We start from the raw sequence: 13,021 nt of genomic DNA on the forward strand, positions 1-13,021 counted from the left end.
CTCCTCCACACTGGAGGCAGACACCGCTCTCGTGGAGGCGCTGCATGCGGATTCCGGTGGGCCGGCGGGAGCAGCCGCGGCGGCCGTTGTCGTCGCCGTGGTGGCGGGGCGCGGCCGCGGTGGCGGCGGGCGCGCTGCCCGCGCTCGCGTTCCCCGACCCGGGGCTGTGGTGGTTCGCGTTCGTCGCCCTCGTGCCGTGGCTGCTGCTCGTCCGTACCGCCGCCTCGGCCCGCCGGGCCGCGCTGGACGGCTGGCTCGGCGGCACCGGCTTCATGCTCGCCGTGCACCACTGGCTGATGCCGAACCTGCATGTCTTCATCGTCGTCCTGGCGGCCCTGCTCGGACTGCTGTGGGCCCCGTGGGGGCTGCTGGTCCACCGGGTGCTGGGCGGCCGTCCCCGCGCCGGGCGGGCGGCGGTGGCGGTCGCCGTCGTCCCCTCGGGCTGGCTGGCGATCGAACTGGTCCGCTCCTGGGAGGGGTTGGGCGGCCCGTGGGGACTGCTGGGCGCGAGCCAGTGGCAGGTCCCGCCGGCGCTGCGGCTCGCCTCGCTGGGCGGCGTGTGGCTGGTGACGTTGCTGGTGGTGGCGGTGAACACCGCGGTGGCCGTGCTGGTGGCCGTGCCCCCGGCGCGGATTCCCGCGGTCGCGGCCCTGTGCGGGTGCGCCCTGGCCGTGGGCGCGGTGTGGCTGTGGGCGCCGGGGCCGGACCGGCCGGGCGGGGTGGTCCGGGTGGCGGTCGTCCAGCCGGGGGTCGTCAACGGCCTCGGCGGCGCGGAGCGGCGGTTCGCCCTGAGTGAGGAGCTGACCCGGCGGCTGGCGGGGCAGCGGCTGGACCTCGTGGTGTGGGGGGAGAGCAGTGTCGGCGCGGATCTGGCGGCGCGGCGCGACCTGGCGGCACGGCTCGCCGCGCTGTCGCGGGAGGTGGGCGCCGAAGTGCTGGTGAACGTGGACGCCCGGCGCTCGGACCGGCCGGGCATCTTCAAGAGCAGTGTGCTGGTGGGTCCCGGCGGTCCGACCGGGGACCGCTACGACAAGATGCGGCTGGTCCCCTTCGGCGAGTACGTCCCGTTCCGCTCGGTCCTCGGCTGGGTCACGTCGGTGGGCGAGGCCGCGGGCGAGGACCGGATGCGGGGCGGCCGCCAGGTGGTGATGGCGCTGCCGGCGGACGCGGACCGCCCGGGGCTGAGGGTGGGGCCGCTGGTGTGCTTCGAGTCGGCGTTCCCCGACATGAGCCGAAGCCTGGCCGGGAGCGGCGCCGAGCTTCTGGTGGCGCAGTCCGCCACGTCCACGTTCCAGGACAGCTGGGCGCCGGCGCAGCACGCCTCGCTGGCGGCGCTGCGGGCCGCGGAGACGGGCCGGCCGATGGTGCACGCCACGTTGACGGGGGTGAGCGCGGTGCACGGGCCGGACGGGGAGCCGCTGGGGCCGCGGCTCGGCACGGACGAGAGCACCGCGGCCGTCTACGAGATCCCGCTCGCCCGGGGTACGACGCCGTACGTCCGGTTCGGGGACTGGGCGGTGTACGGTGCGCTGGCGGTGCTGGTGGTGTTCTGCGGGGCGGAGGGCCTGCGTGCCCTCAGGAGGCCTGCTCCAGCGCCTCCCGCACCACCCGCTCGCACAGCTCGTGGGTCGCCAGCGCGTCGCGGGCACTGAGGAACCTCTCTCCGCGGACGGCGTCGAGGAAGGCCAGCACGGCCTGCTCGATACCGCGCTGCCGGGCGACGGGTACCCAGTCGCCCCGGCGCCGCACGGACGGCTGGCCCTTGTGGTCGACGACCTCCGCGAGGTTGAGGACCTCGCGTTTGGCGTCCTGTCCGGAGACCTCGAGGATCTCCTCGGCGGAGCCGCTCATCCGGTTCATCATGCCGACGGCGGTGAACCCGTCCCCCGACAGTTGCAGGACCACGTGGTGCATGAGCCCGTCGCGGACCCGGGCCCGCACGGCGGTGTGCTCGACGGGCCCGGGGAGCAGGAAGCGCAGGGTGTCGGCGACGTGGATGAAGTCGTCGAGCACGAGGGTGCGGGGGTCCTCGGGGAGGCCGACCCGGTTCTTGCGCATCAGGATCAGATCGCGGGGGTGCTCCAGGCACTGCGCGTACGCGGGGGCGAACCGGCGGTTGAAGCCGACCGCGAGGCCCGTGCCCGCCCGCTCCGAGAGCTCCACCAGCCGCTGCGAGTCGTCGAGTTCGTAGGCGAGGGGCTTGTCGACGTAGGTGGGGACGCCGGCCTCCAGCAGCCGGGTGACGATCCCCGGATGGGCGTCGGTCGGGGCGTGGACGAACGCGGCGTCGAGCCCGGCGGCGAGGAGGGAGTCCAGGGTGGTGTGGCACTGGCGGCCGGGGATGCGGTGGGCCGCGGCGACCCGGTCGAGGGTGGCCGTGGTCCGGGTCTGCAGATGCAGTTCGACGCCCGGCCGGGTGGTGAGGACCGGCAGATAGCCCTTCTGCGCGATGTCCCCGAGCCCGATGCAGCCGACCTTCATCCGGGCCTCCCGGTCCGCCCTGTCCTGTACGCCGTCAGCGCGGTGCCGCCTCCGGTGCCGCCGCAAGTGCCGTCGTGCGATCCGCCCCGGCAGCATACGTCCCCCCGGGCGGCCGCCAGTCGGCGATGCCGTCGAAACCGCGCAGGACGATGCCGGGCCCCAGCCGGGAGACGCCTCTGATGAGGGCGTCGCGCACGGCCACGGCGCCGGCTCCGCCGAGCAGGGCCATCCGGCCCGTCCTGGTGGCCTGGCGCACGACGGCCGTGGTGCGCGGCAGCCGGTCCCTCGTGTACGCGGGGAGCCGCCCCACGACGTCGTCCCCGCCGCCGACGTGGTGGGCCAGGACGATCGCGTCCTCGACGGCCTGGTTGCCGCCCTGGCCGAGGGTGGGCTGCATGGCGTGGGCCGCGTCGCCGAGCAGGGCGACCCGGCCGTGGTGATGGGCGGGCAGCGGCTCGGCCATGTGGTGGACGTCGTGGCGGAGCACACCGCCGGGTTCGGCGGCCGCGATGATCGCCGGGACGGGGTCGTGCCAGTCGCCGAAGCGGCGCAGCAGTTCGGCCTTCTCGCCGTCGGCGGCGTGACCGCCGGCGGGGGTGACGGCCGCGGCATAGGCGCAGGCTGGCCGAGCGCGAGGCCCGGGTGCTCACACCCGCCCGGATGCCCTCGCCGCGCGGCGGCACGGCAGAGCTGACCGACGCGCTCGCCCTCGCCCTGCACCGCTATCTGACCGATCACCGCCGGCTGCTGGTCTGCCGCTACGAACTGGCCCTCGAGGCCACCCGCCGCCCGGAGCTGCGGGTCTTCTACGACCGCGCGGGGGCCGCGTTCCGCGAGCCGCTGGTGGAGCTGATGGCCGGAGCGGGATCGGCGGAGCCGGAGCGGCACGCGCTCTCGCTGGTGGCCTGGTGCGAGGGGCTGATGTTCTCCTGCGCCGTCGGTTCCCACCACGCCTCCGTACCGGGCAGGGACGAGCTGAGGAGGGGCTTCGCCGAGCTGATCGGCGGCATGCTCGGGCCGTGAGTCCGGCCGCCCGCCCGCCAGAGAACGGACCGCCCACCGGGCCGGAGATCCGACAGCCGTCAGAGACCGGACAGCCGGCGGTCCAGCCGGTCGATGGCCGCGCGCACGCCGTTGCCGTACCCGTCGTCCCCGAGGGCCACCGAGGCCGCCCTGGCCTGGTCCAGATGGGCCCGGGCGGCCTCGGGGCGATGGAGTTTCAGATAGTCGGCGGCCAGGTTCAGGTGGAGCGACGGATAGAGCCCGCGGGCGGCCACCTCGGCCCCCGGCCGCTCCGGCCGCTCGCCGAGCGCCTCGGCGGCCGCGAGGGCCCTGAGGTCCCAGGCGAGCTCGTCGCCGGGATCGTCCTGGGTGTCCGCCAGATAGTGGGCGAGGGTGCAGCGGTGCAGCAGGTCGCCGTCCTGCCCCAGCTGCTCCCACAGCGCGGAGAACCGGTTGCGCGCCTCCTCCCGGTCCCCGCCGTGGAGCAGCATGATCGCCTGCCCGATCCTGGTCGTGACCGCGTCGCCCGACGTCCCCTGCTGCTCCACCACTGCGGCCCTCCAGCCCCTCGACCCGTCGTTCAGACGCTAGCCGCCACCGGCGGCGATCCGGCACAGGCTCGGGCGGCGGCCCGAACCTGTCAGCCGGGTGCGCCGACCGTCAGCCCAGGTCGGGGATGCGCCAGTCGATGGGCTCGTGGCCCTGCGCGGCCACCGCCTCGTTGATCCGGGTGAACGGGCGCGACCCGAGGAACCGCTTCGCGGACAGCGGGGAGGGGTGCGCGCCCTTCACCACGACATGGCGCGTGTCGTCGATCAGCGGCAGCTTCTTCTGGGCGTAGTTGCCCCAGAGCACGAAGACCGCCGGGTCCGGCCGTGAGGCGACCGCGCGGATCACCGCGTCGGTGAACTTCTCCCAGCCCTTGCCCTTGTGCGAGTTCGCCTCGCCGGCGCGCACCGTCAGCACCGCGTTGAGCAGCAGCACGCCCTGCTCGGCCCACGGCATCAGATAGCCGTTGTCCGGTACCGGCAGACCGAGCTCCTCCGCCATCTCCTTGTAGATGTTCCGCAGCGAGGGCGGCACCTTGACACCGGGACGCACGGAGAAGCACAGACCATGCCCCTGACCTTCCCCGTGGTACGGGTCCTGCCCGAGGACCAGCACCTTCACCCGGTCGTAGGGCGTGGCGTCCAGCGCCGCGAAGACCTCCTCGCGCGGCGGGTACACCGGCCCCCGGGCGCGCTCGTCCTCGACGAAGTCGACGAGCTCCTTGAAGTACGGCTTCTGGAGCTCCTCGCCGAGGACGCCGCGCCACGACGCGGGCAGCATGTCGGTGTCGGTCACGTCAACAACCTCCGGTGTGCGATCAGTTACCGACACCGAACCTACCCTCGGGCACTGACAGCGCGCCCGCCGGTGAGGGCGGCCCGGCGGGCGGCCTGCCGCTACCAGCTGGTCTGGCGGTGCAGCACCCAGAGCTGCATGACCGTCTGGGGGTCGAGGGCGCGCTCGGCGCCGGCGATCTCCTCCTTCGTCGCCACGTACGTCTTGCCCTGCCACAGCGGCAGCAGCCGGACGTCGTCCAGGAGGATCGTCTGCGCCCGTTCGAACTGCTTGGACACCGCACCACGGTCGCTCTGCCGGCGGGTCTGCGGGAGCAGCTGCTGAGTGATCTCCGTGCTCTCGTACGGCGTGCCCAGCACGTTGTCCTTGCCGACGAACGGCGCGACGAAGTTGTCCGGGTCGGGGAAGTCGGGGAACCACCCTCGGCCGAAGACGGGGTAGCTGCCCTTCTGGTAGCCCTGCTGGAACTCCTTCCAGGGCTTGCCCTGGATCGTGACCTGGAACAGCTGGGACTGCTCCAGCTGCCGCTTGATCTCGGCGAACTCGTCGGCGGTGGCGGAGCCGTAACGGTCGGTGGTGAACCAGAGGTCGAGCTTGACCGGCGTCTCGACGCCCGCTTCCTCGAGGATGTCCCGCGCCTTTGCCGCGCTGGGGTCGCCGTACCTGTCGAAGAAGCTGGTCGCGTGGCCCGCGATGCCCTTGGGAACCATGGAGTACAGCGGCTCGGCCGTGCCCCGGTACACCTTGTTGATGAGCTCGCCGCGATCGATCAGCTGGGCGATCGCCTGGCGCACCTCGACCTCGCGGACGGAGGGGTCCTTGGGGTTGAACACCAGGTACCTGATGTCGGCACCGGTCGTCTCGACGAGCTGGAGGCCCTCGTTGGCCTCCTTCTTCTCCTGGAGATCGACGACTTCCTCCGCGGTGAGGCCTCGGTAGGTGGCGTCGATCTCCTTCCGCTTGAGCGCCGAGACCATGGCCTCGGACTGTGCGAAATAGCGGATCGTGACGGCGTCGTTCTTACGGTCCGCGAACCCGTTGTAGCTGGTGTTCTTCCTGAGCTCGGCCTTCGAGCCCTCCTCGTAGGACTCCAGGACGTACGGGCCCGATCCGGTGAGCCCGCCGTCCTCCCGCAGCTTGTCCGCGGGGTACTCGGCCGGGTCGACCAGGGACATCGCGGGAGTGGCGAGCACGAAGGGGAACGTGGCGTCCGGCTTGGTCAGCTTGAAGGTGACGGTGCGCGGCCCTTCGGTGCGTATCTCCTTCAGCGAGCCGAGCAGACCGTTGGGCCCGCCGTTCACGTCGATGGTGCGGATGCGGTCGATCGAGTGCTTGACGGCGGCCGCGTCCAGCGTGTGCCCGTTGGAGAAGGTCAGTCCCTCGCGGAGGGTGCAGCGCAGCTCGGTGTTGGTGGGGTCGGTGAACTTGCACTGCTCCGCGGCGTCCGGCTGCGGCGCGGTGCTCGCCGTGGGGAAGCTCAGGAGCGTCTGGAAGACATTCCGGTACAGCTCCCACGAGCTGTCCCAGGCGGCGGCGGGGTCGAGTGTGCTGGGGGCGCTGGTCGTGCCGACCACTACGGGCTGCGCCCTATCGGCGTCATCGTCCGAAAACAGACTGCATCCCGTCACCAGGGACATGGACGCAAGGGCTGCAGCCGCCCGCAGCATCGTCCGGTTGAACACGTGCACGCTCCTCGTTCAGCCATGGGTCGGCGAACAATACCGCAGCGCCCCACCGGGACAACGAGGTGGTCCGGCGGGGCACTTGAGGCGATTCTTGGCCATTCAGGAGGAAATCGACTCAGTGGACTCCGGCTTTGAGGAAAATACCGCCGTCGACCACGAGTGTCTGCCCCGTGACCCAGTCCGATTGGTCCGAAGTGAGGAAGGCCACGGCACCGCCGATGTCCGCCGGGACGCCGAGCCGGCCCATCGGATAGACGGCCGCCGCCTCGGCCTCCCGGCCCTCGTACAGCGCCTCGGCGAACTTCGTCTTGATCACGGCGGGGGCGATGGCGTTGACCCGCACGGCGGGCGCGAACTCGTGCGCCAGCTGGAGGGTCAGATTGACCATGGCCGCCTTGCTCATGCCGTACGCCCCGATGAACGGGGACGCGGAGAGCCCCGCGATGGACGCGATGTTCACGATCGCGCCGCCGTGCTCCTTCTGCCAGGCCTTCCAGGTCTGCTGGGCGAACCCCAGCGCCGAGATCACGTTCGTCTCGTAGACCTTGCGGGCGACACCCAGGTCCAGCTCCGCGATGGGCCCGAAGACCGGATTGGTGCCGGCGTTGTTCACGAGGAAGTCGACCCGCCCGAACGCCTCCATCACCCGCTCCACGGCGGCGGCCTGGTGCGCCTCGTCGTGGGCCTTGCCCGCGACGGCGATCACCCGGTCCGCGCCGAGGCTCTCCACGGCCTCCTTCAGCGCGTCCTCACCGCGGCCGGTGATGCACACCCGGTCGCCGCGGGCGACCAGCGCCTCGGCGACGCCGTAGCCGATGCCACGGCTCCCGCCCGTCACCAGCGCCACCTTGCCGGACAGCGGCGGAAGCTCTCGTTCCTGTGCGGTCATCCCAGTCCCCTCCCGTTCAGTTGAGCGGGCCGCCGGCCACGTACATGACCTGGCCCGAGACGAATCCGGCGTCGTCGCCCGTGAAGAACGCGATCGCGTTGGCGACGTCCTCCGGGCGGCCGACCCGCTGGACGGGGATCTGCGTGGCGGCCGCCGCCTGGAACTCCTCGAAGCCCATGCCGACCCGGGCGGCGGTCTGGGCGGTCATCTCGGTGACGATGAACCCGGGAGCGACGGCGTTGGCGGTGACGCCGAACTTGCCGAGCTCCTTGGCGAGGGTCTTGGTGAAGCCCTGCAGGCCGGCCTTGACCGCCGAGTAGTTCGCCTGGCCGCGGTTGCCCAGCGCGGAACTGGAGGAGAGGGAGACGATACGGCCGAAGCCGGCGTCCACCATGTGCTTCTGGCATGCCTTGGCCATCAGGAACGCGCCCTTGAGGTGCACGTTCATCACGATGTCCCAGTCGGACTCACTCATCTTGAACAGCAGGTTGTCGCGGAGCACGCCAGCGTTGTTGACGAGGACGGTCGGCGCGCCGAGCTCGGCCGCGACCCGCGCCACGGCCGCCTCGACCTGGGCGGAGTCCGAGACGTCGCAGCCGACGGCGATCGCCTTGCCGCCCATGGCGGTGATCTTCTCGACGGTGTCCTTGCACGCCGCCTCGTCGAGGTCGAGTACGGCCACGGCGCGGCCGTCGGCCGCCAGGCGCACGGCGGTGGCGGCGCCGATGCCGCGCGCCGCCCCCGTCACGATGGCGACGCGCTGCTCGTTGGTGGACATGGTTTGGTTCTCCTCGCCCTGGGATCGCTTGGATTCGGCTCGCCCGGTGGATACGGCTCGCCCGGCACGGCCCGTCGACTCCCCCCGAAGGGTGAGCGACCGCTTAGTACCTTCAGCAGTCGAGACGCTAGAAGCCCTGGCACCCGGTGTCAACGGCACACCGGGTGCCCGCCGGTCACGCGCCGCCCCCGATGCGCTCGTTCAGCGCACCAGGGCGTCCAGCAGCCGCTCCACCTCGGCCTCCGGATCGGCGGTCAGCCCGGTGTGGACGGGACCCGGCTGGACCACGGTGGAGCGCGGGGCGATCAGCCACCGGAAGCGCCGGCCCGCGTCGTCCCGAGCCGCCTGCCCGGCCTCCTCCCCGCCGCGGCAGACCCCCTCCACGGCGCGCAGCGCCGCCCGCACGCCGGTGACGTCCGCCCCCGGGTCCAGCGCCCTCAGCTTGGTCTCGTCCAGCTCGGTACGGGCGGCCACGAAGGACCGGGCACGGCAGTAGACCACCACGCCCGCGTTGAAGCACTCACCGCGGTCGACCCTCGGGACGACGCGCAGCAGCGCGTACTCGAACACGTCCCGCGTCGGGTTCTGCCCGGTCATCGGCCACCGTCCTTCGCGCTCTGTGCGGTGGTGTGCGGCCAGGAGCCGAGGTGCCCGGTGAGCCAGCCCGGGGCCTGGGACGGCCGGGGCCCGGTGGGCGCGTTCAGGGTGATGCGCTCGTGGATCGTGGCCGCCCGCGGCAGCAGGGCCTCGACATAGGCGCGGCGGACCGCGTCGGTGGAGTCGAATCCGGGCTCGTCCACGAGCCACTCGTCGGGGACGTCCGCGGTCACCTCGGTCAGCAGATCGCGGGTGACCAGCGGTGCCAGCGCGGCGGCCGCGCCCTCGACATCGGGCCGGAACGGCGCCAGGGCGTGGTCGGAGGCGTCGTAGGGCTTCGCGGCGGAGGCCGCCGCGCCCGGCCAGTTGTGGTGCCAGATCATGGTGGCACCATGGTCGATGAGCCACAGGTCGCCGTGCCACACGAGCATGTTGGGGTTCCGCCAGGAGCGGTCCACGTTGTTGATCAACGCGTCGAACCAGACGACGCGGCCCGCCTCCGCGGAGTCCACCGCGTAGGCGAGCGGGTCGAAGCCGATCGAGCCCGGCAGGAAGTCCATCCCGAGGTTCAGCCCGCCGCTGGCCTTGAGCAGCTCCTGCACCTCCTGGTCGGGCTCGGAGAGACCGATGACCGGGTCGAGCTGCATCCGGACCAGCTCGGGGACGCGCAGCCCGAGCCTGCGCCCGAGCCCGCCGCAGACGACCTCGGCCACCAGGGTCTTGCGCCCCTGCCCGGCCCCGGTGAACTTCATGACGTAGGTGCCCAGGTCGTCGGCCTCGACGATGCCCGGGAGCGAACCGCCCTCACGCAGAGGCGTGACATAGCGGGTCGCGATCACTTCTGAGAGCATCTTGCCAGGCTATCCGGCCCGCTCCCCTGGCAATCCACGGAACGGGCAAGAGGCCCGCATCCGGGGAGTCATGCCCCATCAGCCCTGGGCGGCCCACGGACGCCGGGGCGTTGCGCGACGCCCGGGGGCGGGCCCGCCCGGACGCCGGGCCGTGGCGTGCAGCGGAGCTGCCGTGGTGACGGAGAGGGGCACCCGGGGTCACTTCGCGGCGTTCCGGCGTGCCCGATGAACGACCGGCGGCCCGGTCCCGTAGAACAACACGAACGGCCCGGTACGAGGGCCGACCGTGGAAAGGGAGCGGCATGACCGGAACGCAGGGACCGTCGCGCACCGCAGTGGCGCGTCGTACCGTATTCACGGCCGCCGGCGGTGCCGGGCTCGCCGCGGCGCTGACGGCGTGCGGCGGATCGGAGGGGGCGGACAGCGGGACGGCGAGTCCCGCGGACGGCGGCACGACCGCCGGTTCAACCGGCGGCACGACGGGCGGCACGACGGGCGGAGGCGGCGGCAAGGTCATCGCCGGTGTCGCCGACATCCCGGAGGGCGGCGGCAAGGTCATCGGCGACATCGTGGTGACGCAGCCGAGGGCGGGTGAGTTCAGGGCCTTCTCGTCCAAGTGCACGCACCAGGGCTGCGCGGTCAAGAACGTCGCCGACGGCCTGATCAACTGCCCCTGCCACAACAGCAACTTCGACGCGGGCGACGGCAGTGTGAAGAGCGGCCCGGCCACCGCCCCGCTGCCCCCCGCGGAGATCGTGGTGGAGGGCGACTCGATCAGGCTCGCCTGACGGCGGGCGCCCGGTCGGGCCGCGCGCTCAGGTGCGTGCGGCCCGGCGCGGCGCCCGCCAGCACGCGAGCACGTCGTCGGTGGTGGTGACGGTGGCGACGAGGGCGAGCGTGTTCCTGATCATCGCGGGGGTGTACTCGGGGGGCACCCCCGCGATCGCGTCCGCGGGAACGACCGCGGTGTAGCCGAGGTTGACCGCGTCGAAGACGGCGTTCGGTATCGCCACGTTGGCCGAGACGCCCGTGACCACCAGTGTGCGGCAGCCCAGATTGCGCAGCAGCGCGTCCACCCCCGTGCCGGCGATCGGGGACAGGCCGTGGAGCCGGCGCACGACGATGTCCTCGTCCGCGACCTCGATGGGTTCGGCGACGCGGACCGCGCTGCTGCCCGAGTGCTGCTGCACCGGCAGCCGCCCGGCGGCACGGAGCAGTGGGGCGTTGCTGCCGGCCCCGCGCCCGTCGGGACGCCGCTCCGCCACGGCGTGCAGGACCTGCACCCCGGCCGCGTGGGCCACGTCCACGAGCCGGGCGACGTTCTCCAGGGCTCCCGACGACCGTGCCTGCGCAGCCAGTTCCGGCAGGGCGCTGTCCCGGCCGACGACGCCCTGCTGGCATTCGACGGTGAGCAGCACCGCGCCGGACGGATCGAGCTGCGCCGCCAGCTGTTCGGGTCGAGGCATTCACTTCACCTTCCGTACCTGTTCGCCCGGTGCACCGACGACGGCCCACCCCGCGGGGGCGGGCAGCGGCGACGGGCGGCGGACGGTGGCGCGGGCCCCGGGATGTTCCGGGTGACCGGGGCGCGACGGTAACGGGCATTGCGCCACGGCGGAAGAGCGTCCATGATTTCTGACACCACATCAGTTGGCTGCCGTTGCCCGGCGGCTCGCGGGAAGGGGCGCCGATGGCCGCCGCACAGCGCCGGGGCCGGCGCATCATGATGTCGCCCGCCGAAGTGGACGCCTTCCTCAGCGGGCAGCGCACCTGCCGGGTGGCGACGGTCTCGCCCCAGGGCGCGCCCCACGTCAGCGCCCTCTGGTTCGCGTGGGACGGTACGTCGCTGTGGCTGTACTCCATCACCCGCAGCCGGCGGTGGTCCGAGCTGCGCCGCGATCCGCGGATCGCGGTCGTGGTGGACGCCGGGGAGGAGTACGGCGAGCTGCGCGGAGTGGAACTGTCCGGCACCGCGGTCTTCGTGGGCGAAGCCCCCCGCACCGGCGAACCCTGCCCGGAACTCGACGTCCCCGAGCGGCTGTTCGCCCGCAAGAACTTCGGCCTGGACTCGATGCCGCACGACGGCCGGCACGGGTGGCTGCGGCTCACGCCGGAGGCGGTCGTGTCGTGGGACTTCCGCAAGCTGACCGGGTGGTGAGCCCCGGGCGCCGCCCTGGCGCCCGGTGACGCGCCCGGCGACGCGCCCGAGCCGGTGAGGGCGGCCGGTGAGGGGCAGCCGGTGGCGGCCCGAGGGGGCTGTGGCCGCCCGAGGGGCTGGTGAGGCCGGTGGGGGCTGGTGGGGCCGGTGGGGGCTGGTGGGGCCGGTGAAGGGCCGCCGCCCGCGGCCCGGCAGGGACGCGGCCACCACTCCCCTACCCACGGCACGCGCGGCCACGGGCGGCGCGGCCCGCACCCGGCGGGGGTCAGGCCGCCGCCGCGGCCGACCGCAGCGCCGCCAGCGCCGCGCGGATCGAGGGCCTGCGGTCCGCGTCCGTACGCCAGACCGCGTAGATGTGCCGCCGCACCTTCTGACGCACCGGGACGAGGCTGACCCCGTCGGGGACCGGCCCCCGGCCCAGCCTCGGCGTGACACAGACGCCGAGACCCGCCGCGATCAGGGCCAGCTGGGTGTGGTGTTCGCCGGCGAGATGGACGATACGGGGTTCGATGCCCTTGGCGCGCAGGGTGAACACCAGCCACTCGTAGCAGAACTCGCCCTCGGGCCAGGAGACCCAGTCGTCGTCGGCGAAGTCCTCCAGGTCCACGTGCGCCCGCCCGGCGAGCGGGTGGTCCGCGGGCATGGCCACGTCGGCGGCGTCGTCGAGCAGCGGCTCGCGCGCGAGTCCGCCCGGGACGGGGAGCCGCTTGTTGCTCCAGTCCAGCGCCACCGCCAGGTCGAGATCACCCCGGACCACCTCGCGCAGGGCGTACTCGGGCTCCAGTTCGCTGGTGCGCACCCGCAGGTCGGGGTGGTCGGCGCGCAGGGCCGTGAGCGCCGCGGGAAAGAGCCCCCGGGCGGCCGTCGGGAACGCCCCGAGCCGCACCTCGCCGACGGCCCGGCCGCGCTGCGCCTCGATGTCGGACTGGGCGAGCTCGACCTGCGACAGGATCCGGGCGGCGTGGTCCGCGAGCAGGCGCCCGGCGTCCGTGAGGCGCACCCCGCGCCCGTTCCTGGCCAGGAGCTGCTGGCCCACCTCGCGCTCCAGCTTGGCCATCTGCTGCGACACGGCCGAGGTCGTGACATGCAGCCCGTCGGCAGCGGCGCTGACGGAACCGTGCCGGGCCAGGGCGTCCAGGGTCCGCAGGCGCTCCAAATTCAACATGTAAGCAATGCTAATCGAACGACTGAAAGAAGTCTCGCTTGTTCTAAGAGGAAAGGGGCCCCAGGGTGGAG

13 protein-coding genes and 2 pseudogenes are annotated in these 13,021 nt (G+C 72.9%); 4 read left to right on the top strand and 11 right to left on the bottom strand.

Translation table 11 applies throughout. The annotated features are described in order from the left end of the window. Positions 1-44 precede the first annotated feature (44 nt). Positions 45-1,652, top strand: coding sequence for an apolipoprotein N-acyltransferase (gene lnt / locus DDW44_RS10745; RefSeq protein ID WP_108906284.1), 1,608 nt, complete (start codon positions 45-47; stop codon positions 1,650-1,652). On the opposite strand, the gene DDW44_RS10750 is transcribed toward lnt, so the two are convergent. Together DDW44_RS10750 and DDW44_RS10755 are read right to left on the bottom strand one after the other, a co-directional pair. Then, positions 1,576-2,481, bottom strand: coding sequence for a Gfo/Idh/MocA family protein (locus DDW44_RS10750; RefSeq protein ID WP_208647956.1), 906 nt, complete (start codon positions 2,479-2,481; stop codon positions 1,576-1,578). The two genes, lnt and DDW44_RS10750, sit on opposite strands and share 77 nt — an antisense overlap. A 34-nt stretch (positions 2,482-2,515) precedes the next feature. Further along, positions 2,516-3,097, bottom strand: a pseudogene (locus DDW44_RS10755) (FAD-dependent monooxygenase); the annotation flags it as partial. On the opposite strand from DDW44_RS10755, the pseudogene DDW44_RS10760 reads away from it, so the two are divergent. Next, positions 3,097-3,504, top strand: a pseudogene (locus DDW44_RS10760) (TetR/AcrR family transcriptional regulator); the annotation flags it as partial. The pseudogenes DDW44_RS10755 and DDW44_RS10760 sit on opposite strands and share 1 nt — an antisense overlap. 59 nt (positions 3,505-3,563) lie before the next feature. Here DDW44_RS10760 and DDW44_RS10765 read toward each other — a convergent pair. From DDW44_RS10765 to DDW44_RS10795, 7 genes are all read right to left on the bottom strand, one after another. Beyond that, complete coding sequence (locus tag DDW44_RS10765) at positions 3,564-4,034, bottom strand: hypothetical protein (protein WP_108906286.1); 471 nt, start codon at positions 4,032-4,034, stop codon at positions 3,564-3,566. 109 nt (positions 4,035-4,143) lie between these two features. After that, complete coding sequence (gene ung, locus DDW44_RS10770) at positions 4,144-4,827, bottom strand: uracil-DNA glycosylase (RefSeq protein ID WP_018891073.1); 684 nt, start codon at positions 4,825-4,827, stop codon at positions 4,144-4,146. 101 nt (positions 4,828-4,928) lie between these two features. Continuing rightward, a complete protein-coding gene (locus tag DDW44_RS10775; protein ID WP_108906287.1) occupies positions 4,929-6,509 on the bottom strand; it encodes an ABC transporter substrate-binding protein in 1,581 nt (526 codons plus the stop codon). 118 nt (positions 6,510-6,627) lie between these two features. After that, positions 6,628-7,401 (bottom strand): SDR family oxidoreductase, encoded by a 774-nt coding sequence (locus DDW44_RS10780; protein ID WP_018891071.1) that lies wholly within the window; start codon positions 7,399-7,401, stop codon positions 6,628-6,630. A 16-nt stretch (positions 7,402-7,417) separates the two neighbouring features. Beyond that, complete coding sequence (fabG, locus tag DDW44_RS10785; RefSeq protein ID WP_017948464.1) at positions 7,418-8,179, bottom strand: 3-oxoacyl-ACP reductase FabG; 762 nt, start codon at positions 8,177-8,179, stop codon at positions 7,418-7,420. Between the two features lie 201 nt (positions 8,180-8,380). Continuing rightward, positions 8,381-8,776 (bottom strand): DUF3037 domain-containing protein, encoded by a 396-nt coding sequence (locus tag DDW44_RS10790; RefSeq protein ID WP_108906288.1) that lies wholly within the window; start codon positions 8,774-8,776, stop codon positions 8,381-8,383. After that, positions 8,773-9,627, bottom strand: coding sequence for a HipA family kinase (locus DDW44_RS10795; RefSeq protein WP_108906289.1), 855 nt, complete (start codon positions 9,625-9,627; stop codon positions 8,773-8,775). Before DDW44_RS10795 ends, DDW44_RS10790 begins: the two co-directional genes overlap by 4 nt. Before the next feature lie 302 nt (positions 9,628-9,929). On the opposite strand from DDW44_RS10795, the gene DDW44_RS10800 reads away from it, so the two are divergent. After that, a complete protein-coding gene (locus DDW44_RS10800; RefSeq protein WP_018891068.1) occupies positions 9,930-10,415 on the top strand; it encodes a Rieske (2Fe-2S) protein in 486 nt (161 codons plus the stop codon). 27 nt (positions 10,416-10,442) lie between these two features. On the opposite strand, the gene DDW44_RS10805 is transcribed toward DDW44_RS10800, so the two are convergent. Then, a complete protein-coding gene (locus DDW44_RS10805) occupies positions 10,443-11,093 on the bottom strand; it encodes a cysteine hydrolase family protein (RefSeq protein WP_108906290.1) in 651 nt (216 codons plus the stop codon). A gap of 224 nt (positions 11,094-11,317) precedes the next feature. Here DDW44_RS10805 and DDW44_RS10810 point away from each other — a divergent pair, with 224 nt between their 5' ends. After that, the gene (locus tag DDW44_RS10810; RefSeq protein ID WP_108906291.1) at positions 11,318-11,785 is read left to right on the top strand and encodes a pyridoxamine 5'-phosphate oxidase family protein; all 468 of its coding nucleotides are present in this window, start codon (positions 11,318-11,320) and stop codon (positions 11,783-11,785) included. A 265-nt stretch (positions 11,786-12,050) separates the two neighbouring features. Here the strand turns inward: DDW44_RS10810 and DDW44_RS10815 are convergent, their stop codons facing one another. Further along, a complete protein-coding gene (locus DDW44_RS10815; protein ID WP_017948501.1) occupies positions 12,051-12,950 on the bottom strand; it encodes a LysR family transcriptional regulator in 900 nt (299 codons plus the stop codon). Between the last annotated feature and the right edge of the window lie 71 nt (positions 12,951-13,021).

This window comes from Streptomyces tirandamycinicus (assembly GCF_003097515.1).
GTDB lineage: Bacteria > Actinomycetota > Actinomycetes > Streptomycetales > Streptomycetaceae > Streptomyces > Streptomyces tirandamycinicus.